Source organism: Burkholderia sp. KCJ3K979, from assembly GCF_016759955.1.
GTDB lineage: Bacteria > Pseudomonadota > Gammaproteobacteria > Burkholderiales > Burkholderiaceae > Burkholderia > Burkholderia orbicola.
On sequence record NZ_JACFYV010000052.1, the window covers coordinates 1 to 22,315 of the forward strand.

Below are 22,315 nucleotides of genomic sequence, written 5' to 3' on the forward strand. Positions count from 1 at the left end.
CCCCTAGGGGATTCGAACCCCTGTACTCACCGTGAAAGGGTGATGTCCTAGGCCTCTAGACGAAGGGGACAACGTACTGCTTACATCTTTAACGAGAAAGCCCGTTCAAAAACGCTTTTGAACGGGCTTCGTTCTGGCGGAGCGGACGGGGCTCGAACCCGCGACCCCCGGCGTGACAGGCCGGTATTCTAACCAACTGAACTACCGCTCCAGCTTTCTGCACCACCGCCTGCAGGATCTCGTCACGTTCCTGCACGCGCTGCGACACTTCTACGAAACGCCGCTGAATCTGGCGTCCCCTAGGGGATTCGAACCCCTGTACTCACCGTGAAAGGGTGATGTCCTAGGCCTCTAGACGAAGGGGACAACGTACTGCTTACATCTTTAATACAAAAGCCCGCTCAAAAACGTCTTGAACGGGCTTCGTTCTGGCGGAGCGGACGGGACTCGAACCCGCGACCCCCGGCGTGACAGGCCGGTATTCTAACCGACTGAACTACCGCTCCAGCTTTCTTACCCAACCTGCAGGACGTCGGTTACGTTCCTGCAAGCCTTGCGACACTTCTATGAAACGCCGCTGAATCTGGCGTCCCCTAGGGGATTCGAACCCCTGTACTCACCGTGAAAGGGTGATGTCCTAGGCCTCTAGACGAAGGGGACATAATCTTTTCAGATTTGTCTGACTTTCGCTATTCACTTCTGGTCAACAGCGAAGGCCGAAATTCTAACTGCTTTGAATCATTTTGTGAAGCATTTATTACTACCGCCGCTTCGCAAATCAATCCATCTTGTTCTGTTGGTGGAGGTAAGCGGGATCGAACCGCTGACCTCTTGCATGCCATGCAAGCGCTCTCCCAGCTGAGCTATACCCCCTTGCAGAACAGAAATGAGATTATATGGACCGATTTCGAACTTGTAAATACCCTTTTTACGATTCGTGCGAAATTTTTTGCGAAGCCGCCGCGTACCTCATGCACGGACAGCTTCGCGCGCGCACGAACGTCAAGCCAGCGCGGCCTCGATGCGCGTCACCACGACGTCGCGACCGAACAGCACGAGCACCGCGTCGATCGACGGCGTATGCGTCGTGCCCGCCACCAGCAGACGCACCGGCATCGCGAGCTGCGGCATCTTCAGCTTGTGCGTGGCGAGCGTCGCCTTCAGCGCGGCGGACACCGCTTCCTTCGTCCAGTCGGCCGCCTTCAGCGCGGCAGCGAGATCGGCCAGCGCCGGACGCACCGCATCGGTCACGTGCTGCGCGAGCGCGTCGGCGTCGGGTGCCGGCACACGATAGAACATCGCCGCACCTTCCGCGATCTCCTTGACCGTCGTCGCACGATCCTTCATCAAGCCGACCACCGCGTCGAGCGCGGGGCCCGTCGCGATCGCCGCGTCGTCGATGCCGAGTGCGTCGAGGAACGGCTTCGCGAGTTCGGCAAGGCGCGCGTTGTCGGCTTCCTTGATGTAATGCGCGTTCAGCCAGCTCAGCTTGCTGTGGTCGTACTGCGCGGGCGACTTGCCGAGATGCTCGAGATCGAACCATTCGACGAACTGCTCGCGCGAGAAGATCTCGGCGTCGCCATGCGACCAGCCGAGACGCGCGAGATAGTTGACGACGGCTTCCGGCAGGAAGCCCGCGTCGCGGTACGCCATCACGCTCATCGCGCCATGCCGCTTGCTCATCTTCTCGCCCTGCTCGTTCAGCACGGTCGGCAAGTGCGCATAGACGGGCGGCTCGCCGCCGAGTGCGTTCAGGATGTTGATCTGGCGCGGCGTGTTGTTCACGTGGTCGTCACCGCGGATCACGTGCGTGATGCCCATGTCCATGTCGTCCACCACCACGCAGAAGTTGTAGATCGGCGTGCCGTCCGGGCGCGCGATCACGAGGTCGTCGAGCTCCTCGTTCGAGATCTCGACACGCCCCTTCACCGCATCGTCCCACACGACCGTGCCCGTCAGCGGATTGCGGAAGCGCAGCACCGGCTTCACGCCGGCCGGCGGCTCCGGCAGCACCTTGCCGGGCTCCGGGCGCCACGTACCGTCGTAGCGCGGCTTCAGGCCGGCTTCGCGCTGGCGTTCGCGCAGCGCGTCGAGTTCCTCGGCCGACATGTAGCACGGATATGCGAGACCCTTCTCGAGCATCTGCGCGAGCACTTCGCGATAGCGGTCCATCCGCTGCATCTGGTAGATCGGGCCTTCGTCGAAATCCAGTCCGAGCCACTGCATCCCCTCGAGGATCGCATCGACCGCTTCCTGCGACGAGCGCTCGACGTCGGTATCCTCGATGCGCAGCACGAACGTGCCTTTCATCTTGCGGGCGAACGCCCACGGATAGAGTGCGGAGCGGATGTTGCCGAGGTGGATGAAGCCGGTGGGACTCGGCGCGAAGCGGGTACGGACAGGACGGGTCATAAACGGTAACTCGAACGCCTGGGGCGCATGAATGATTCGACGCGGGACGACGCGGCAGCCCGGACAGCAACGGAGCCGGCGGCGCCCGGAACGGGAAAGAAGCCGGAATTATACTCGCGCCGGACATCGCGCCAAGCGCACCGCTTGCTTTATGATGTGCGCGCCGCGGCCGCCAGCCGGCGCGGCGCCGGCCGCACGGAACCCGCTGCGCGGCCGCTCGGAACCTATCGCCGCCGCGGGCCGTGTAACCCGCCGCCAAGCCGCCGGAGAACCATTCGATGTCGTCCCCTCGCCTGTCGCGCCGCCACTTCACGATCGCGTGCGCGTCCGCCAGCCTCGCCGCCTGTACGTCCTTCGGCGACAAATCCCGCCCCGGCACGGCACTCCCGCAGGAGAAGCCCGTCAAGATCGGCATCGCGCTCGGCGGCGGCGCCGCGCGCGGGTTCTCGCACATCGGCGTGCTGAAGGCGCTCGAGGCGCGCGGCATTCCGATCGAGATCGTCGCCGGGACGAGCGCGGGCTCGGTGGTCGGCGCGCTCTACGCGTCGGGCATGAACGCGCTGCAGATCAACAAGATCGCCCTCGACATGGACCAGGCATCGATCAGCGACTGGGCGCTGCCGTTTCGCTCGCGCGGCCTGCTGCAAGGCGTCGCGCTGCAGAATTTCCTGAACAAGACGCTCAACAACCGGCCGATCGAGAAGATGGCGAAGCCGCTCGGCATCGTCGCGACGGACCTGCAAAGCGGCCAGCCGATCCTGTTCCAGCAAGGCAACACGGGGCTCGCGGTGCGCGCGTCGTGCAGCGTGCCGTCGGTGTTCGAGCCGGTGAAGATCGGCAATCGCGAATATGTGGACGGCGGGCTGGTGAGCCCGGTGCCGGCGTCGTTCGCGCGCAAGATGGGCGCGAGCTTCGTGATCGCGGTCGACATCTCGGCCCGGCCGGACGGCGCGGCGACCAACAACCCGATCGAGATGCTGCTGCAGACCTTCACGATCATGGGCCAGACGATCAAGACCTACGAGCTCGACAAGTATGCGGACGTCGTGATTCGCCCGAACCTGGCGGCGATGGGCGGCAGCGACTTCAACCAGCGCAACGCGGCGATCCTCGCGGGCGAGGAAGCGGTCGCGCGCGTCATGCCGGAACTGCAGCGCAAGCTCGCGGCGGCGCGGGGCGTGACTGCCGCCGCGTAGGCCGCGATGGGCGGGAGGCCGCGGCACGCGCCGCCTCCCGGTGGCCGACGGAACGACTTACGCCGCGCCGTCGGCGCCAGCCTCAAAACAAAAAACCCTGCCGCCTTTCGGTGACAGGGTTTTTTATCGTCCGGCCTGACCGACCGGCAAACGTCAGTTGCTGCCGTTCGCCGAATCGTCGCCGATCGTCGCGCGCACGCGGCGCAGGTCTTCGGGCTTCATCGGGAATTCCGATTCGATCCGGCGCGCACCGGTGAAACGCTTTTCCCAGTAGCCGCTGTCGAGATCGTCGACGCGGACGGTGCTGCCCGTCGACGGCGAGTGCACGAACTTGTTGTCGCCGATATAGATGCCGACGTGCGAGAACGTGCGGCGCATCGTGTTGAAGAACACGAGATCGCCCGGCTTCAGGTTGCTCATGCTCACCTTCTCGCCGACGCGGCTCATTTCTTCCGCGCGACGCGGCAGCGACATGCCGAGGGTGTCCTGGAACACGTAGCGCACGAAGCCGCTGCAGTCGAGGCCCGAATCCGGCGAGTTGCCGCCCCAGCGATACCGAACGCCGATCATGTTCAGCGCGCCGACGACCACGTCGCCCGCCTTGCCCGCCATGCCGGCAAGGAACGACTTCGCGCCGCCGCTCGACGACTGCGCGTTGGTCTGCTGGAGGGAGGAACCCGACCCGATCTGAGTCGAATTGGTGACATTCTGGTTAAAACTGCTGACTTCGTCGGCGAACGCGCCGGGTGCTGCTGCGAACAGGGCGCCGATGAACAGCCCGGCGATGGTGCGCGCGCATGCCTGGGTCAGGGATCGATGCTGCATTGGTCGATGGAATGTGCTTAAAAATCAGCTGATTGGCGGAAAATTTCGGTCGATACTAGCCAGCGCGTAATCGTTTGTCAAAACAAATTAATAAATACAATCGAGATGGTCAGACCATTGGACGCCTATCACGCTTTCCAGACCGCTTTCAACAGCTTTTGTGTGTAAGGATGTGACGGTCGGGTGAAGATGTCGGGCACCTCCCCCGACTCGACGACGGCGCCGTCCTGCATCACCGCGACGCGGTGTGCCATCGCACCGATCACCTCCAGGTCGTGGCTGATGAATACATAGCCGAGGTTGTATTTCTGTTGCAAATTCGCGAGCAGCTTCAGCACCTGCTGCTGGATCGACACGTCGAGCGCCGACGTCGGCTCGTCGAGGATCAGGATGCGCGGCTCCAGCACCAGCGCGCGCGCGATCGCGATCCGCTGGCGCTGCCCGCCCGAGAATTCGTGCGGATAACGCTGCAGCACCGTACGGTCGAGCCCGACTTCGCGCAGCACCGCGAGCGACTTCGCGCGGCGCGCGTCGGGCGTCATGTCCGGGCGATGCAGTTCGAGCCCTTCACCGACGATCCGCTCGATCGTGTGACGCGGCGAAAGTGAACTGAATGGATCCTGAAAGACCACCTGCATGTTCGAGCGCAGCGCGGTCTGTTCGCGGCCGCGATAGGTCGACAGCGCGCGTCCCTGGAATTCGATCTCGCCGCCGGCCGTCTTCTGCAGCCCGAGCAGCGCCATCGCGAGCGTCGACTTGCCTGAGCCCGATTCGCCGACGATGCCGAGCGTTTCGCCCTGCCGCACCGACACCGACACGTCGGCGACGGCCGTCACCGGCACCGTGCCGAACCAGCCCGCGAAGCCCGGCCGCTTGCGCGCGAACTGCACGCTCACGTGGCGCGCGTCGAGCACGACGGGCGCGATCGGCATCACCGGCGTGACCGTGCGTTGCGGCCGGCTGTTCAGCAGCCGCTGCGTATACGGATGCTCGGGTGCCGCGAAAATCTGCTCGACCGGCCCGCTCTCGACGAGCCGGCCGTGCTCCATCACCGCCACCCGCTGCGCGAAGTGCCGCACGAGATTCAGGTCGTGCGTGATCAGGAGGATCGCCATCCCGCGCTTTTCCGCCTCCTCCCGCTGCAGTTCCAGCAGCAGGTCGACGATCTGCGCACGGATCGTCACGTCGAGCGCGGTGGTCGGCTCGTCGGCCAGCAGCAGGCGCGGCCGGCACGCGAGCGCCATCGCGATCATCGCGCGCTGCCGCTGGCCGCCCGACAACTGGTGCGGGTAGCTGTCGACCCGCTTCTCGGGCTCCGCGATGCCGGTGCGCGCGAGCAACGCGATCGCCCGCTTGCGCGCCTCGACGGCCGATACGCCGTCGTGCAGCACGATCGTCTCGCCGATCTGCACGCCGATCGTATACAGCGGGTTGAGCGCCGTCATCGGCTCCTGGAAGATCATCGCGATGTCCGAGCCGCGCAGCCCGCGCATCTCGCGCTCGCTCCTGGCCGCCAGATCCTGCCCGGCAAAGCGGATCGCGCCCGTGACCTCTGCGTCGCGCAGCAACCGCAGGATCGACAGCGCGGTCACGCTCTTGCCGGACCCCGATTCGCCGACGAGCGCGACCCGCTCGCCCCGCCCGATCGCGAGCGTCACGTCGTCCACCGCGACCGTGTCGCCGAAGCGCACATGCAGACGCTCGAGCGACAGCAGCGGTTCGTGCTGCGTCGATACGGTCGACTCGCTCATCGCTGCCCTCCCGCCGCGCGCACCGAATCGGCGATCCGCGTGTCGAGGGCGTTGCGCAGCGCGTCGCCCATGAAGGTCAGCAGCAGCAGCGTCGCGACCAGCACGCCGAACGTCGACAGCGAGATCCACCATGCGTCGAGGTTGCCCTTGCCCTGCGCCAGCAGCTCGCCGAGGCTCGGCGTGGGCGGCGGCACGCCCAGCCCGAGGAAATCGAGGCTGGTGAGCGCGAGGATCGAGCCGCTCATCCGGAACGGCAGGAACGTGATCACCGGCGTGAGGCTGTTCGGCAGCACGTGGCGCCAGATGATCTGCCAGTTCGTCAGTCCCATCGCGCGGGCCGCGCGCACGTAGTCCTGGGTGCGGTTGCGCAGGAATTCCGCACGCACGTAGTCGGCAAGACCGATCCAGCCGAACAGCGACAACAGCACGATCAGCAGCAGGAAGCTCGGCTCGAAGATCGACGCGAAGATGATCAGCAGGTACAGCTCCGGCAGCGAGCTCCAGATCTCGATCAGCCGCTGCCCGACGATGTCGATGCGCCCGCCGAAGAAGCCCTGCACCGCGCCCGCGGCGATCCCGAGCAGCGTGCCGATCACCGTCAGGATCAGCCCGAACTCGACCGACACGCAGAAGCCGTACACGAGCCGCGCGAGCAGGTCGCGGCCCTGCGCGTCGGTGCCGAGCCAGTTCTCGCGCGACGGCGGCGCCGGGTTCGGCACGTTCGAGAAGTAGTTCAGCGTGTCGTAGTAGTAGCGGTTCGGTGGATAGACCACGAAGTTGCCGGGCGCCTCGAGCCGCTTGCGCACATACGGATCGAGATAGTCGGCCGGCGTCGGGAAATCGCCGCCGAAGGTCGTCTCCGGATACGCATGGAACATCGGGAAATAGGTCTGGCCGTCGTAGCGCACCACGAGCGGCTTGTCGTTCGACCACAGCGGCGCCGCGAGACTCGCGGCAAAGGCCACGACAAAGATCACGAAGCTCCAGTAGCCGAGGCGCTGCTGCCTGAAGCGCTGCCACACGCGGCGGGTGGGCGACGGCGACACGCGCGCACGTGCGGCGTCGATACGGGAAGAGGCGACGGCCCGGTTCATCGCGCGCCCCGCCCGCTGGCGCCGGGCATGCGAATGGCTCGTTTCATGTCAGCGCTCCAGGTTGTCGAATTGAATGCGCGGATCGACCCACACATAGCAAAGATCGGAAATCAGCTTGGTCGCGAGCCCGATCAGCGTGAACAGGTACAGCGTGCCGAGCACGACCGGGTAATCGCGCCGCACGACCGACTCGTACGACAGCAGCCCGAGGCCGTCGAGCGAGAACAGCGTCTCGATCAGCAGGCTGCCGGTGAAGAACGCACCGATGAACGCGGCCGGGAAGCCGACGATCAACGGCAGCATCGCATTGCGGAACACGTGCTTCCACAGCACGCTACGCTCGGAGAGCCCCTTCGCGCGCGCGGTCAGCACGTATTGCCGGCGGATCTGGTCGAGGAACGCGTTCTTCGTGAGCATCGTGACGACCGCGAAGCTGCCGACGACCGACGCGGTGATCGGCAGCGCGATGTGCCACAGGTAGTCGAGCACCTTGCCGACGAGCGACAGCTGCGCGAAGTTGTCCGACGTGAGGCCGCGCAGCGGAAAGAGCTGCCAGAACGAGCCGCCGCCGAACAGCACGAGCAGCAGCACGCCGAGCACGAAGCCCGGAATCGCATAGCCGACCAGCACAACGAGGCTCGTCGCAACGTCGAACGGCGAACCGTTGCGCACGGCCTTCGCGATGCCGAGCGGCACCGAGATCAGGTACGTGAGGAAGAACGTCCACAGCCCGATGCTGATCGACACCGGCAGCTTCTGCACGACCAGCGACCACACGCTCTGGTGGCGGAAATAGCTGTCGCCGAGATCGAAGCGCGCGAAGCGCTTCAGCATCAGCCAGTAGCGTTCGAGCGGCGGCTTGTCGAAACCGTACAGCGCCTTCAGTTGCGCGAGCTGATGCGCGTCGACGCCGGTGTGCGCGCGCATCCCGAACGGCGTCGCGCCCTGCTCCGTCGCGCCCTTGCGCAGCTCCTGCACGGCCTGCTCGACGGGGCCGCCCGGCACGAACTGAATCACCGCGAACGTGAGCGTCAGCACGCCGACGAGCGTCGGGATCATCAGCAGCAGGCGTTTGAGGATGTAGCTCCACATAGGGCGTCGACTCGTGATCGGATGGCGGGGTTGGACGAAGGGCCGGCGCGGGTCAGTGATCGGGCTTCGCCCACCAGGTCGACACGACCCAGCCCTCGGCCGAATAGTACAGCGGCAGCGTCCGCGGATAGGCGAGCGTGCGCTTGTACGCGATGCGGTGCGTCGTGCTGTACCACTGCGGGACCGCGTAGTAGCCGTGCATCAGCACGCGGTCGAGCGCGTGCGTCGCGTCGAGCAGTTCCTCGCGCGTCTGCGCGGCGCCGAGCGCATGCAACAACGCGTCGACGGCCGGCGATTTCAATCCGATGAAGTTGTCGGAGCCCGGCTCGTCGGCGAACTTGCTCGCGTAGCGCGAGTATTGCTCGGCGCCCGGCACCTGCACGCCCGGCAAGCGGATCGTCGTCATGTCGTAGTCGAATGCATCGAGGCGCTTTTGCAGCAGCGCGTAATCGGCCGTGCGAAACCGCACGACGATGCCGAGCTTCGCCAGGTTGCGCTGGTAGGCGGTCACGACGCCTTCCATCGCGCCGCCCGCATCGTCGAGGATCTCGAACGCGAACGGCTCGCCCTTCGCGTTGCGCAGCGCGCCGTCGCGATAGGTCCAGCCGGCCTGCGCGAGCAGTGCGCGCGCCTTCAGCAGGTTCGCGCGCAGCGAGCCCGGCGGATTCGTGTCCGGCTGCGTGACCGTCGGGCCGAACACGGCCGGATCGAGCTGCGCGCGCAGTGGCTCCAGCAGCTTCAGCTCGCCGTCGCTCGGCGTACCGGTCGCCTGCAGGTCGGTGTCGGCGAAATAACTGTTGAGGCGCGTGTATGCGCTGTAGAACAGTTGCCGGTTCAGCCACTCGAAGTCGAACGCGAGGTCGAGCGCCTGGCGCACGCGCACGTCGCGGAACAGCGGCCGGCGCAGGTTCATGAAGAAGCCCTGCATGCCGGCGCCGTTATGTTGGCGGAATTCGCGCTTGACGAGCTCACCGCTGTCGAAACGCTTGCCGACGTCGCGCCGCGCCCAGTTGCGCGCGATGTACTCGACGAGCACGTCGTATTCGCCGGCCTTGAACGCCTCGAGCCGCGCGACGCCATCGCCGTACAGCTTGTACACGATCCGCTCGAAGTTGTTGGTGCCGACCCGTACCGGCAGGTCGGCGCCCCAGTACGCGGGGTTGCGCCGGTAGGTGATCGTGCGGCCGTTGTCGTAGCGCTCGATCACGTACGGGCCGCTGCCGATCGGCTGCTCGAACGCAAGCTGGTCGAACGGGATGCGCGAGCCGTCCGCGCGCAATCCCCACTTGCGCGAAAACACGGGCACGCCGCCGGCGATCAGCGGCAGTTCGCGGTTCGCGCTACGGAACTCGAAGCGCACGGTCGCCGGATCGACGACCACGGCCTTCGCGATTTCCGCGAAATACGCGCCGAACTGCGGCGCGGCCTGCTTGCTCTTCAACGTGTCGAACGAAAACTTGACGTCGTCGGCCGTGACGCGATCGCCGTTCGAGAAGCGGGCGCGCGGATTCAGGTGGAACGTGACCGAACGGCGGTCCGGGGCGATGTCGATGTCGTCGGCCAGCAGCCCGTAGGCGGACGCCGGTTCGTCGGAACTGCCGGTCGCGAGGCTCTCGAACAGCATGTCGATGCCGGGCGCGGTGTTGCCGCGCATCGTGAACGGATTGAACTTGTCGAACGACGTCAGTCGGCTCGGATTCGCGAGCACGAGCGTGCCGCCCTTCGGCGCGTCGGGGTTCACGTAGTCGAAATGCTTGAAGCCCGGCGGATACTTCGGCTCGCCGTACTGCGCGATGGCGTAGGCCGCGTGCGCGGCCGGCGCGGCCAGCACCGCATGCAGCGCCAGCACCGCGGCCACGCGGCCGGCGGCCCGCAGCGCGCCGGGGCAGGCACGCGCGGCGGCGGCCCGGGGCGAACCCTTCGTCATAGAGGCCCTGTCGATCGAATGAGGGTAGTAACGTGGAGCGATTCTACCCATTCAGTCCGTCGAGCCAAAAGAAAACCGCCACGCGGGCGGTTTTCTCGCGAGCGGGTGTCGCGCACGCGGCACGCATGCGCGACCGGTCGATCAGCGCCAGCCGTTGTGGCGGCCGTGATCCCAGTGACCGCGATCGCCGCCCCAGCCGCGGCCATGGTGGCGATACCACTCGTCGCGGCCCCAGTAGCGGCGGCCGTCCCAGTAGCGGTCGCCATGCCAGCCGATCACGATCGCCGGCGCCGGGGCGTACACGGGCGCCGGTGCATAGACAGGCGCCGGCTGGTAGACGACCGGCGGAGGCGGCGGCGCATACACGGGCGCAGGCGCGACGTAGACCGGTGCCGGCACGCCGACGTTGATCCCGACATTGACTCCCGCCATTGCTGCGCCCGACACGAGCAAGGCCGTCATACCGGTCAGGAGCGAGGCAACACGCAAAGTCTTCATGGATTCCTCTTCTGGTTGTGTCATGTGTGATTCGACTATAGCGGCAAGCGCCGGCTCCGCATATTTCAAGTTTGTAAGAACTGATGCGCGGCATCGCAACGGGACACGCGCGCTAACGTCTTGTAACAATCGACGCCCGGCTGCCGTCGCCGGGCCGGGCCGGGCCGGGCCGCGTGGCGTGGCGCTGCGCACGCCGACCGTCAAGAGCTTCTTTCAGCCCGGTGTCGATATCCGCCCCGTCACCCGCCCGTGTCGAACCGGAAGCCGAATCGCGCAACCGTTTCGATCCGCGCGGAAAACGCATGCGCGACCAGCTTGCGCCGCAACCGGACGACCAGCGCATTGACCGTTTCGGGTTCGATATCGGCATCGTCCCACGCATAACGCAGCACGGCGTCCCGCCCGACCGGCCGCCCCGCTTCGCGCAGCAGGCATTCGACCACGCGAAACTCCCGTGCACTGAGCGCGAGCCGCCGGCCCTGCTCCTCGAGTGCGCGCGTCGCCGTGTCGAGCCGGATCGATTCACGCATCGCGATGATGCCCGCGCGGCGCCACAGCGCGTGCAACCGTTCGTGCAATTCGACGAACGAACACGGATGGGCCAGGCATACGTCGCAGCCTGCGTTCAGCAGCTGCGCGCGCTGGGCGGACGTGGTGCCGGCAACGATCGCGGCGATCGTCGCACCGCCGGCCGACGCGGCGAGCCGCGGCAATTCATCTAGAATCGCCGCCGCGGCCCCGCCATCCGTCGCGACGATCACGATCGCGTCGAACCGGTCCTGCGTCGCCGCGAAACAGCCGTCGCGCCATGCGTCGACGCGCTCGACGCCGTGCGTGCTCTCTCGAAACGCCTTGTCGAGCCGCGACGCGTGCGGATTCGGCGGCGCGATCAGCAGGATGCGCATCGCTCGGTCTCCTGCATCGTCATGCGAGCGAACGCGGCCAGCATTCGACCGTGATCGCCGTACCGGCCGGCTGTGCGTCGCCGATCCGCAGCGCGAAACCATGCACGCGCATCACCGCCGACACGATGCTCAATCCGAGCCCCGAGCCGTTCACGTGGCGCGTGCGCTCGCCGCGATAGAAGCGTTCGAGCACCGCATTGCGCTCGCCGGGCGGGATGCCGGGCCCGGTGTCCTCGAACCGGACGAGCGGGCCGTGCGGCGTCGTCTGGAGCACGACGCGCACGCGGCCGCCCGGCGGCGTGAACTTGATCGCGTTGTCCGCGAGATTGCTGAACGCCTCGAACAGCAACGCACGATCGCCGTGGATGCCGTCGACCGTGGCCGCCTCGAGCGCGAACGACACGTCGACGTCCTCGGCCAATGGCTCGTAAAGCTCGCACACGTCGCGCAGCAGGGCCGCGACGTCGACCGCGGCAAAACCGCCGCGCCGGCTCAGCGTGCCGATCTCGGAAATGCGCAGCATCGCGCGAAACCGTTCGAGCAGCCGGTCGGTTTCGTCGCGCGCCGAAGCCAGCAGCGCCGCCGACGCGGGATCATGCGCGCAGAACGGCTGGTCGGCGAGCCGCGCGAGCATCGTATGCACGCGTGCGAGCGGCGTGCGCAGGTCGTGCGCGATCCCGTCGCAGGTATGGCGCACCTCGCCCATCAGCCGCTCGACTTCGTCGAGCATGTGGTTCACGAGATGCGCGAGCAGATCGAGTTCGTCGTAGCCGCCGACCGGCAGCCGCTTGCCGAGATCGCCTTCGGCGATCTGTCGCGTGACGCGCCGGATCGCGGCGACGCGGCGCATCTGCCGCATGCCGAGCATGCTGCCGCCCGCGATGCCCGCGATCAGGATCACCACGCCGCCGATCACGAACCCGCGGATCGCGACGTCGCGAATCTGGATGAAATGCGACAGGTCGCGCGCGACCACCAGCGTCATGCCGTTGTCGCGACGCTCGGCCATCGCGCGCGCGATCGGCGACGGCTGGCCGTCGAGCAGCGCGAGCGTGCGGTTCAGCGTCCGGCCGCGGCGATCGGTCTGCAGCGCGGGCGGCGTCGTGATGTCGCCGGCCACGCGGCGCCCGCTCGCATCGAACAGCCCGTAGAAATTCGTATGCATGTGCTCGTGCTCGAGCCGCCGGTGGATCGCGAGCGGCAGCTCGGCATCGGGAATCGAATCGAAATAGATCAGTTGCCACGCGAGCACTTCGTCCGTGTCGTGCGTCATCGTATGCGTCGCGGCCACGCTGATCACGCCCGCGAGCAGCAGCAGCGACACCGAGAAGATCGCCGCGTACGCGCATAGCCAGCGAAACGTCGTCGTATGCCAGCGGCGCGTGAAGTGCGCCGCGCGGGCTGCGTCCATTCGCGCCTCCGTCAAGCGAGCATGTAGCCCGATCCGCGCACCGTCTGGATCATCGGGTTCGCGCCGGGCGGATCGATCTTCTTGCGCAGCCGGCCCATGTGAACGTCGATCAGGTTGGTGCCGGGATCGAAGTGATAGCCCCACACGGCCTCGAACAGCATCGTGCGCGTGATCGTCTGGCCTGCATTGCGCATCATGAATTCGAGCACGCGGAACTCGGTGGGCAGCAGCGGAATCTCGTCGGTGCCGCGGCGCGCGCAGCGCGAAATGAGGTCGAGCTCGAGCACGCCGACCTTCAGCAGCGTCTGCTGCGGCACACCCGATGCCTGCCGGCGGCGCAGCAGCACTTCGATGCGCGCGCTCAGTTCGCCGGAATCGAACGGCTTCGTCAGATAATCGTCGCCGCCCGCGCGCAGCCCGCGGATGCGCTCGTCGACGTCGCCCAGCGCGCTCAGCATCAGCACCGGCGTGTCGATGCCGACCGTGCGCATCGCGGTCACGATTGCGAGGCCGTCCGCGCCCGGCAGCATCCGGTCGAGCGTGATCGCGTCGTACGATGCGCTCATCGCGCGCATCATCCCGTCGCGGCCGTTATCGGTCCAGTCGACCTCGAACCCGCGGGCGGTCAGTTCGCCGACGATTTCGTTCGCCGTCACCGCATCGTCCTCGACCGTCAGTACTCGCATGGTTGCCCTCGCAATGAACTTCAACACGGGCGCGCACGATGCGCCCGCCACTATCGTAAGCGCCGCGATTGCCGTGCGGCGCCAGATGAAAATAACTTCATTCGGCATCGCGACGTGCGTACGTGAAACATGTTTCATCCGTGCGTCGCCCGCCCTGCGACGGCTGCCGCCTACGCTGACGTCATGCGGCATCGGGCCGCGAAACCAGGAGCTATCGGATGAAACTGTCGACCACCGTCGCCTGCATGCTGCTCGCATGCGCCAGCACCGCCGCGTTTGCGGGGCCACACCTCACGCCGCAGGAATGCCACGCGTACCCGTTCGTGCACACGGGCAGTGGCGTCTCGCGTGCGGACCTCGTACGCGAGCTGTCCGAGCTCGAACAGGTCGGCTACAAGCCGGCGCCCTCGAGCCCTTACTATCCCGACGATATCAATGGCGCGGAGGATCGGCTCGGCGCCGAGTACCGCGCCGACTGCACGCACGCGCTGACGGCCGACGCGGGCACGCACCACTGACCGCGCACTCCGGCGCAACACACCCGCCGGAAAACACAAAAGGCGGCACGCATGTGCCGCCTTTTCTTCATGAACGCGCACGGATGCGAACCCGATGCGCCACGCTGCCGCTCAGCGCGACATCATGTTCATGCTGACGTTGTGCATCACCCACAGCGTGCCGACGATCACGATCGCGGCGGTCAGCACCGTATAGCTGAACGCCATCACGTTCCAGCGCTGGCCCGACGAGCCGTTCATGTGCAGGAAGTACACGAGGTGCACGACGATCTGCACGAAGGCGAGCACGGCCAGCCCGATCAGCGACGCATGCGGCGACAGCACGCCGCCCATCACGAGGCCGAACGACGCGGCCGTGAGCAGCACCGACAGGATGAAACCGGCGACGTAGCCGCCGACGCTGCCATGCCCTTCTTCGAGTTGAGACGAATGCGAATGGGCCATTTAGATCACGCTCGCGAGATAGACAAAGGAAAACACGCAGATCCACACGATGTCGAGGAAGTGCCAGAACAGGCTCAGGCACGTCAGGCGCCGCAGGTCGCGATCGGTCAGGTCGCCGCCACGCAACACGATCTGCGCGGCCAGCACGATCATCCACAACAGGCCCGCCGTCACGTGCAACCCGTGCGTGCCGACCAGCGTGAAGAACGCCGACAGGAACGCACTGCGTTGCGGGCCCGCGCCTTCCGCGACCAGGTGCGAGAACTCGCGCAATTCCATCGTGAGAAACGCCGCGCCGAGCACGAACGTCACCGCGAGCCATGCGAGCAGCGCGCCGCGCCGCTGCTGGTACGCCGCGAGCATCGCGAAGCCGTATGTGATGCTCGACAGCAGCAGCGCGGCGGTTTCGACCGCGACGCCCGGAATGTCGAACAGCTCTTTCGCCGTCTGCCCGCCCGCATACTGGTGGCCGAGCACCGCGAACGTCGCGAACAGCGCCGCGAAGATCACGCAGTCGGTCATCAGGTACAGCCAGAACCCGAACACCGAGTGCGACGGCGGATGGTCGTCGTGCTCGAGCAGGGTTGCGCTCAAGGTTTTCTGCAACATCAGTTGGCCTCCAGTTCCACGTCGTCGACGCGCGCGGCCGTGCGCCGCGTCGGCTGCTTGTCTTCGGTCTTGCGCACCGTCGACGCAGGGATGTAATAGCCGTCGTTATCGCGCGAGCTGTAGATCACGAGCGTCGCGATGATCCCGACGAGCCCGCCGATCGCCATCCACCAGATGTGCCACACCAGCGCGAAGCCGAGCACCAGGCTGAAGACCGCGATCACGAGGCCTGCGCAGGTATTCGACGGCATATGGATGTCGCGGAACGTCGCCGGGTTCGGCCGGCCTTCGCCGCGTGCCTTCATGTCTGCATACGCGTCGAGCGTGCGCACCTGCGGGATCACCGCGAAGTTGTAGTCGGCCGGCGGCGACGAGGTCGCCCACTCCAGCGTGCGGCCGCCCCACGGGTCGCCCGTCGTGTCGCGGTACTCGGGCAGATGGCGGTTGCGGATGCTGACCACCAGCTGCAGCAACTGGCACGCGATGCCGATCGCGATCAGCACGGCGCCGAACGCGGCGACCAGCAGCCACGGATGCCAGGCCGGGTTGTCGTAGTGGTTCAGGCGGCGCGTCATGCCCATGAAGCCGAGCACGTAGAGCGGCACGAAGGCGACGTAGAAGCCGACCTGCCAGAACCAGAACGCGGCCTTGCCGAGCTTCTCGTTCAGCTTGAAGCCGAACGCCTTCGGGAACCAGTAGTTGAAGCCCGCGAGATAGCCGAACAGCACGCCGCCGATGATCACGTTGTGGAAGTGCGCGATCAGGAACAGGCTGTTGTGCAGCACGAAGTCCGCGCCCGGAATCGCCATCATCACGCCGGTCATGCCGCCGAGCGTGAACGTGACCATGAAGCCGATCGTCCACAGCACGGGCGTCGTGAATTCGATCCGGCCGCGGTACATCGTGAACAGCCAGTTGAACACCTTCACGCCGGTCGGAATCGCGATGATCATCGTCATGATCCCGAAGAACGCATTCACGTTCGCGCCCGAGCCCATCGTGAAGAAGTGATGCAGCCACACGAGGAACGACAGCACCATGATCGCGCAGGTCGCGTACACCATCGTCTTGTAGCCGAACAGCGGCTTCTTCGCGAACGTCGCGATGACTTCCGAGAAGATCCCGAACGCCGGCAGGATCAGGATGTACACCTCCGGATGGCCCCACGCCCAGATCAGGTTCAGGTACAGCATCGCGTTGCCGCCGGCGTCGTTCGTGAAGAAGTGCATGCCGAGGTAACGGTCGAGGCCGAGCAGCGCGAGCGTCGCGGTCAGGATCGGGAACGACGCCATGATCAGCACGTTCGTGCACAGGGCCGTCCACGTGAACACGGGCATCTTCATCAACGTCATGCCCGGCGCACGCATCTTGATGATCGTCACGAAGAAGTTCACGCCGGTCAGCAACGTGCCGACGCCCGAGATCTGCAGCGCCCACAGGTAGTAGTCGACCCCTACCCCCGGACTGAACTGCAGCTCCGACAGCGGCGGGTATGCGAGCCAGCCCGTCTGCGCGAATTCGCCGATCACGAGCGACAGGTTGATCAGGATCGCGCTGACCGCCGTCATCCAGAACGACAGCGAGTTGATGAACGGGAACGCGACGTCGCGCGCGCCGATCTGCAGCGGCACGACCAGGTTCATCAGGCCGACCATGAACACCATCGCCATGAAGAAGATCATGATCACGCCGTGCGCCGTGAAGATCTGGTCATAGTGGTGCGGCGGCAGGTAGCCGGGCGCGTTGTACGCGAGCGCGAGCTGCATGCGCATCATGATCGCGTCGGCGAAGCCGCGCAGCAGCATGATCAGCGCGACGATGATGTACATCACGCCGAGTCTCTTGTGGTCGACCGTGGTCAGCCATTCCGTCCACAGCCATTTCCAGCGGCCGGTGATCGTCAGCGCGGCGAGAATGCCCAGCACGACCAGACCCATGAAGGCGCCGGCCCCCATGATGATGGGCTGATCGAACGGGATCGCCGAGAGTGTGAGTTTGCCGAACATGCGTTACCCCTTCGTGCCGCAGGCGGCGTCCTTCAGGTCGAGGACGTGGCCATCGTTGTATTTCGCGATGATGTTGTGGAAGAGCCGCGGATCGACCGACGAGAAATAGCGCACCGGCGCCTTCTCGCTCGGCTGCGCGACGCCGCCGTACATAGTCGCGTCGAGCCGGTCCGGCGACGCCTTCACCTTCTGCACCCACGCATCGAACTGCTCGCGCGGCTCGGCGAGCGTGCGGAACTTCATGTCGGAGAAACCGCGGCCGCTGAAGTTGGCGGACGTGCCCGCGTAGTTGCCGGGCTCGTCGGCGATCAGGTGCAGGCGCGTCTGCATGCCGGCCATCGCATAGACCTGGCCGCCGAGCTGCGGGATGAAGAACGAGTTCATCACCGAATCCGACGTGATGCGGAAGTTCACCGGCGTGCCGACCGGAATCGCGAGCTGGTTCACCGACGCGATACCGAGTTCCGGATAGATGAACAGCCACTTCCAGTCGAGCGCGACCACCTCGACGTCGATCGGTTTCACCGCCGATTCGAGCGGCTTGTACGGATCGAGCTCGTGCGTGGTTTTCCACGTGAGCACGCCGAGGAACAGGATGATCAGCGTCGGCACCGTCCAGATCACGACCTCGATCGCGGTCGAGTGCGACCAGTTCGGCGCGTAGGCGGCGTTGCGGTTCGACGCACGGTAACGCCACGCGAACCACAGCGTGAGCAGGATCACCGGCACGACGACGATCAGCATCGCCCAGGTGGACGTCGCGATCAGCGCCTTTTCGGCGGCACCCACACTTCCTTTCGGATTTAGTACATCTAAATTACAACCTGACAGGCTTAGCGCCGTGCCCATGGCCATCAGCGCCGACCAGCCTCTTGAAGCCCTTCTTTTCATCACACAGCCCCGCGGGTCATTGAATCCGTTTGCGTATGCCCGATGCGCATTCGATTCACGAAATTGGCCGAATCATACGTCGCGCGAGTGCGATGAAAAACCGGTGCAGGCGGCAAATCATCATTGCAAAATCTGCCGTGAGTCACATTGTCGCGGGGCAATTTCACGCAGCCGGAAGCGGGCCCGGTACGCCCCGTGCCGATCCTCGATCGATGCGTGCGCAACGATACCTGCCGCGCGAATGCGGCTGGCTTGCGCGGCGCGGTGTGCCGGGATCAGTCGTGCGTCGACGCCATGTACGACGGCAGCGCCGGCGCGGGGCCATCCCCTGCCGGCACCTTCGAATGGCTCGCTTCCTGGATCAGCTTGCCGACGGTCGGATCGATCGCATCGGTGAACGGCTTCGGATCGATGCCGACCGCCAGCACGATCAGCGCGAGCGACGCGAACATCACGATCTCGCGACGATTCAGGTCGGCGAGCTTCGCGATCCGCTGGCTCGCGACCTTGCCGAACACGACGCGCTTGAGCATCCACAGCGTGTACGACGCGCTGAGGATCAGCGTGAGCGCCGCGATCGCACCGATCCAGAAGTTGAAGCGGATCGCGCCCATGATCACCATGAACTCGCCGACGAACCCCGACGTGCCCGGCAGACCGACGTTGGCCATCGCGAACAGCAGCGTGAAGGTCGCGAAACGCGGCATCACGCCCGCCACGCCGCCGTACGCGGCGATCTCGCGCTGCCTGGTACGATCCACGAGCACGTTCACGCACAACAGCATCGCGCCCGCCACGAAGCCGTACGACACGAGTTGCACGATCGCGCCTTCGACGCCGATCCGGTTGAACAGGAACAGCCCCAGCGTGACGATCCCCATGTGCGCGACCGTCGAATACGCGAGCAGCTTGCCGAGATCGGTCTGCGCGAGCGCGATCAGGCTCGCGTAGACGATCGCGAACAGCGACAGCGCGATCACGGCCGGCGCGAAGAAGTGGCTCGCGTCCGGCGTGATCGGCAGCGCGAAGCGCAGGAACCCGTAACCGCCGAGCTTGAGCATCGCGAGCATCAGCGCGGCGCCCGTCGGGCCGTCCGTGTACACGTCGCTCAGCCACGTGTGGACCGGCCACATCGGCACCTTGACCGCGAACGCGGCGAAGAAGCCGAGGAACACCAGCAACTGCGGCGCGAAGCCGAGCTGCAGCGTGCGCCACACGGCCATGTCGAACGTATGCGACTGCGCGTACAGGTACAGCATCGCCATCAGCAGCAACAGCGAGCCGGCGAACGAGATGAAGAAGAACTTCACGGCCGCATACACGCGTCGCTCGCGCCCCCACGTACCGATCAGCAGGTACAGCGGGATCAGCGTCGCCTCGAAGAAGATGAAGAACAGCAGCCCGTCCTGCGCGACGAATACGCCGACCATCAGCCCCGACAGGATCAGGAACGACGCGTAGTACTGCGCGACGCGCACCGTGACCGACTCCCACGACGCCACCACCACCACGAGCGTCGTGAATGCGGTCAGCACGACGAGCCACAGCGACGCGCCGTCGATGCCGACCCGCCAGCCGGCATTGAATGCCGCCAGCCAGTCGCGTCTTTCGACGAACTGCATCGCCGCCGAATGCGCGTCGAAACCGGCGATCAGCGGCACGACGGCCGCCAGCCCGGCGATCGCGCCGATCAGCGCGATCAGTCGTATCCGGCATGAATGCTGGTCGGAACCGGCGCGCAGCAGCACCGCGCCGAACAGTATCGGAACCCAGATGGCCAGGCTCAGGAAGGGGAAATCATGCATGTCAACAACGCCTTGAGGAGGTCGCGCCCTGCATCGGGGACAGGCGCGACGAAAGGGACGAAATCAAATCGACAGGTAGATTTCGTGAATCGCCAATGTTGGCAAAATGTAAAGCGGCATCACCGGAAAAGTTGATGCCGCTCAAATGCGATCGGGTTAACCAGCATAAAACGATTGAATATTTTCTGCAGCGCAGCAGAACATCAATTTTGCGTGCCCGCGTAGCCTACTGATTTTTATGAGTAATTTTTCGTATTGCTCGATGCCGCGTGCGACAGAAATCGACGCAGCGCCGCATTTTTGATGTCAACCGGTCATTTCGGAGGGCCGGAACGACATGCTTAGCGTTCCGCAGTGCCGCGGTCGCGTGGCCTCTCCTGTCTTACAGAAATACTTTCATTTTTATTTCATTCGATCTCATGCTGCGCATACCGCAGATCGAGTTACCCTCGCGCACCACTTCTCACGCGAGCGGCCATTAGCGCAGGTGACTCAAGCGATCCCATACGCGCATCGTCACCGCACGATAGTGGTCGTGCTGGGCGGGGAAATGGACGAAGCGGCTGTCGCGCGTCGCATAGACCGGGGACGACGCGAGCGTCGTCGCATCGACGATATGGCGCGCGTCGATCATGCCGGACTCAAGCAACTCCACATAGATCGCCTGCTGGTCGCCACCACTCGCATAGACCGACGAGCGATCGTCGAACTGCTCGATGCGCGCGCAGATGCGTTCGACCAGTTCGCGCATCGGCGCCACGTTGCGCACGCCAATCATGCACGAGTTGATCGCCCACGCCGTGTGATCGGTCCCGATCACGAAGTCGCGCCCCTCGATCGTGCCATCGATGCGCTGGCGCTGGTCGATCGCGAGGATGTCCGCATCGACCCAGAACACGAACGCGTGATGCGGCAGATGTTCGCGAATCAGATGCAGCTTCGCCCAGTTCGCGTCGATGCCGTCCGGCAGGAAAGCGGGCGCGGCGCGATACGTGTGGTACGCATAGCCATGTCGCGTGCAGTAGCGGACGAAATTCTCCTCGTGCAGGTCGCCGTAGCCCGCGATATGCGACGTATGCAGGCTCACGAACGCGATCGGCGCATGCGGATTCACATGCCGCTCTGCTTCGCGCGGTTGCTGCTGCGCGGCGCACCAGTGGTCCATCGCGCGCGGACAGTCGCCGCGCTGGTACCGTTCGGCATCGTCGACGAGCGCCGTCACGTAGCGGAAGTCGTAATCGGGCACCGGCGCCCAGAAGCCGTTCACGTCTCGCCACTCGGGTGCCTGGTGCGCCACGAGCGGTCGCGCGCCGGCGATCGAATCGATCGACACGCCATCGCTCCAGACCGTCTGGGCCGACGCGAAATGGCCGTTCGCAAGCGGTACGTCAAACGGCAGCGGTGGAAAGTGCGCTGCCAGCAGCGTCGCCTCGCACGCGTGCTGCCGCTCCGGAAGATGCATCGCCCACTTGCCCAGTTCCAGCGCCAGCCGGCGCAACTGCTCGCGTACGTCGGGCACGTTGCGGAAGATCATGCCGCTCGCGGCGGGCAACGCCGATTTCGACGTCTGCGTCGTGACGATCGCGTCGTACCCGTGCGCGACATCCGTCAGCGCGTGCGGATCGAACACGACGGAGAACGGGTCGAGCACGAGCAGCAACGCACCGTGCTCCATCGCAACGAGTTGCGCGATGATCGCGTGGTACTTGTACAGCACCTGCTGGCGCTCGCCATACACGTGCATGCCGTCGACCATTGCATGCCGGTAGCCGTGCAGATGCGCGTAACGTGCGTGGTTGTCGATCAATCCGTCGACAGGTCGATGAGACAGGACGGTCAGAACGGAATGCGGGGTTGCCACGAGCATCACCTCGAGTCGCGCGGAACGATACGCGATATGTAGCGCATGACCGCCACTCCCGTCGAGCAGTCATTGCCCAATGCCGTATCGACGATGCGCGCCCGAGGACGAGACTCGACGGCATCGATGCTTGGCGCACGACACCACACGGTGGGCCGGAAAAAGAAAAAGCCCCGCAAGTCCGAGAACTTGCGGGGCTTTGTCACCGCTTTTGGCGGAGACGGAGGGATTCGAACCCTCGATCCAGGTTTTGGCCCAGATGCTCCCTTAGCAGGGGAGTGCCTTCGACCTCTCGGCCACGTCTCCCAAACTTTCGCTCGCACCAGGGAGGCAGTGCGACGAGAACGAGATAATATAGGGTTTCGAACCGTGCGTCAATTTCCG

At 65.3% G+C, this 22,315-nt stretch carries 18 protein-coding genes and 6 tRNA genes; 2 read left to right on the forward strand and 22 right to left on the reverse strand.

Going from position 1 to position 22,315, the window contains the following annotated elements:
- Positions 1–134: 134 nt before the first annotated feature.
- The 6 genes from H3O04_RS14165 to gltX form a co-directional block, all read right to left on the reverse strand.
- Positions 135–211: transfer RNA gene (locus H3O04_RS14165), tRNA-Asp, on the reverse strand.
- Positions 212–290: 79 nt separating this feature from the next.
- Positions 291–366: transfer RNA gene (locus H3O04_RS14170), tRNA-Glu, on the reverse strand.
- A 63-nt stretch (positions 367–429) separates the two neighbouring features.
- Positions 430–506, reverse strand: a tRNA-Asp gene (locus tag H3O04_RS14175).
- A 78-nt stretch (positions 507–584) separates the two neighbouring features.
- Positions 585–660, reverse strand: a tRNA-Glu gene (locus H3O04_RS14180).
- Positions 661–797: 137 nt separating this feature from the next.
- A tRNA-Ala gene (locus tag H3O04_RS14185) sits at positions 798–873 on the reverse strand.
- Between the two features lie 129 nt (positions 874–1,002).
- Positions 1,003–2,412, reverse strand: coding sequence for a glutamate--tRNA ligase (gene gltX / locus H3O04_RS14190; RefSeq protein WP_011694315.1), 1,410 nt, complete (start codon positions 2,410–2,412; stop codon positions 1,003–1,005).
- Positions 2,413–2,690: 278 nt separating this feature from the next.
- On the opposite strand from gltX, the gene H3O04_RS14195 reads away from it, so the two are divergent.
- Entirely contained in the window at positions 2,691–3,608 is a 918-nt protein-coding gene (locus H3O04_RS14195) for a patatin-like phospholipase family protein (protein WP_185920956.1), read from the forward strand.
- Between the two features lie 153 nt (positions 3,609–3,761).
- Here H3O04_RS14195 and H3O04_RS14200 read toward each other — a convergent pair whose 3' ends face one another.
- The 9 genes from H3O04_RS14200 to H3O04_RS14240 all read right to left on the reverse strand — a co-directional run bounded on the left by H3O04_RS14200 (position 3,762) and on the right by H3O04_RS14240 (position 13,797).
- Positions 3,762–4,433 carry a C40 family peptidase gene (locus H3O04_RS14200; RefSeq protein ID WP_006478451.1) on the reverse strand — a complete coding sequence of 224 codons (672 nt, stop codon included), beginning with the start codon at positions 4,431–4,433 and terminating at the stop codon, positions 3,762–3,764.
- Between the two features lie 128 nt (positions 4,434–4,561).
- Positions 4,562–6,184, reverse strand: a complete 1,623-nt coding sequence (locus H3O04_RS14205) for an ABC transporter ATP-binding protein (protein WP_202587907.1) — start codon at positions 6,182–6,184, stop codon at positions 4,562–4,564.
- Positions 6,181–7,278 carry an ABC transporter permease gene (locus H3O04_RS14210; protein ID WP_202587908.1) on the reverse strand — a complete coding sequence of 366 codons (1,098 nt, stop codon included), beginning with the start codon at positions 7,276–7,278 and terminating at the stop codon, positions 6,181–6,183. The genes H3O04_RS14205 and H3O04_RS14210 overlap by 4 nt, the downstream gene beginning before the upstream one ends.
- A gap of 48 nt (positions 7,279–7,326) precedes the next feature.
- Positions 7,327–8,370 carry a microcin C ABC transporter permease YejB gene (locus tag H3O04_RS14215; RefSeq protein ID WP_011549504.1) on the reverse strand — a complete coding sequence of 348 codons (1,044 nt, stop codon included), beginning with the start codon at positions 8,368–8,370 and terminating at the stop codon, positions 7,327–7,329.
- 52 nt (positions 8,371–8,422) lie between these two features.
- Positions 8,423–10,297, reverse strand: a complete 1,875-nt coding sequence (locus H3O04_RS14220) for an extracellular solute-binding protein (protein WP_202587909.1) — start codon at positions 10,295–10,297, stop codon at positions 8,423–8,425.
- Positions 10,298–10,438: 141 nt separating this feature from the next.
- Entirely contained in the window at positions 10,439–10,795 is a 357-nt protein-coding gene (locus H3O04_RS14225; RefSeq protein WP_027808916.1) for a hypothetical protein, read from the reverse strand.
- Positions 10,796–11,034: 239 nt separating this feature from the next.
- Positions 11,035–11,700, reverse strand: coding sequence for a response regulator transcription factor (locus H3O04_RS14230; protein WP_006478445.1), 666 nt, complete (start codon positions 11,698–11,700; stop codon positions 11,035–11,037).
- Between the two features lie 19 nt (positions 11,701–11,719).
- Positions 11,720–13,111 carry a sensor histidine kinase gene (locus H3O04_RS14235; RefSeq protein WP_202587910.1) on the reverse strand — a complete coding sequence of 464 codons (1,392 nt, stop codon included), beginning with the start codon at positions 13,109–13,111 and terminating at the stop codon, positions 11,720–11,722.
- An 11-nt stretch (positions 13,112–13,122) separates the two neighbouring features.
- Positions 13,123–13,797: a response regulator transcription factor gene (locus H3O04_RS14240; protein WP_034174523.1), complete on the reverse strand. Its 675-nt coding sequence runs from the start codon at positions 13,795–13,797 to the stop codon at positions 13,123–13,125.
- A 218-nt stretch (positions 13,798–14,015) separates the two neighbouring features.
- Here H3O04_RS14240 and H3O04_RS14245 point away from each other — a divergent pair, with 218 nt between their 5' ends.
- The gene (locus tag H3O04_RS14245) at positions 14,016–14,315 is read left to right on the forward strand and encodes a DUF4148 domain-containing protein (protein WP_006478442.1); all 300 of its coding nucleotides are present in this window, start codon (positions 14,016–14,018) and stop codon (positions 14,313–14,315) included.
- Positions 14,316–14,426: 111 nt separating this feature from the next.
- Here the strand turns inward: H3O04_RS14245 and cyoD are convergent, their stop codons facing one another.
- From cyoD to H3O04_RS14280, 7 genes are all read right to left on the reverse strand, one after another.
- The gene (gene cyoD, locus H3O04_RS14250; protein ID WP_006478441.1) at positions 14,427–14,759 is read right to left on the reverse strand and encodes a cytochrome o ubiquinol oxidase subunit IV; all 333 of its coding nucleotides are present in this window, start codon (positions 14,757–14,759) and stop codon (positions 14,427–14,429) included.
- Positions 14,760–15,368 (reverse strand): cytochrome o ubiquinol oxidase subunit III, encoded by a 609-nt coding sequence (gene cyoC, locus H3O04_RS14255; protein ID WP_006478440.1) that lies wholly within the window; start codon positions 15,366–15,368, stop codon positions 14,760–14,762.
- The gene (gene cyoB, locus H3O04_RS14260) at positions 15,368–17,374 is read right to left on the reverse strand and encodes a cytochrome o ubiquinol oxidase subunit I (RefSeq protein ID WP_006478439.1); all 2,007 of its coding nucleotides are present in this window, start codon (positions 17,372–17,374) and stop codon (positions 15,368–15,370) included. The genes cyoC and cyoB overlap by 1 nt, the downstream gene beginning before the upstream one ends.
- Positions 17,375–17,377: 3 nt before the next feature.
- The gene (gene cyoA / locus H3O04_RS14265; RefSeq protein ID WP_027812927.1) at positions 17,378–18,265 is read right to left on the reverse strand and encodes a ubiquinol oxidase subunit II; all 888 of its coding nucleotides are present in this window, start codon (positions 18,263–18,265) and stop codon (positions 17,378–17,380) included.
- A gap of 275 nt (positions 18,266–18,540) precedes the next feature.
- Positions 18,541–20,070: a complex I subunit 4 family protein gene (locus H3O04_RS14270; RefSeq protein ID WP_124477844.1), complete on the reverse strand. Its 1,530-nt coding sequence runs from the start codon at positions 20,068–20,070 to the stop codon at positions 18,541–18,543.
- A gap of 478 nt (positions 20,071–20,548) precedes the next feature.
- Positions 20,549–21,937, reverse strand: a complete 1,389-nt coding sequence (locus H3O04_RS14275; RefSeq protein WP_202587911.1) for a hypothetical protein — start codon at positions 21,935–21,937, stop codon at positions 20,549–20,551.
- Between the two features lie 206 nt (positions 21,938–22,143).
- Positions 22,144–22,237: transfer RNA gene (locus H3O04_RS14280), tRNA-Ser, on the reverse strand.
- Positions 22,238–22,315: the final 78 nt, after the last annotated feature.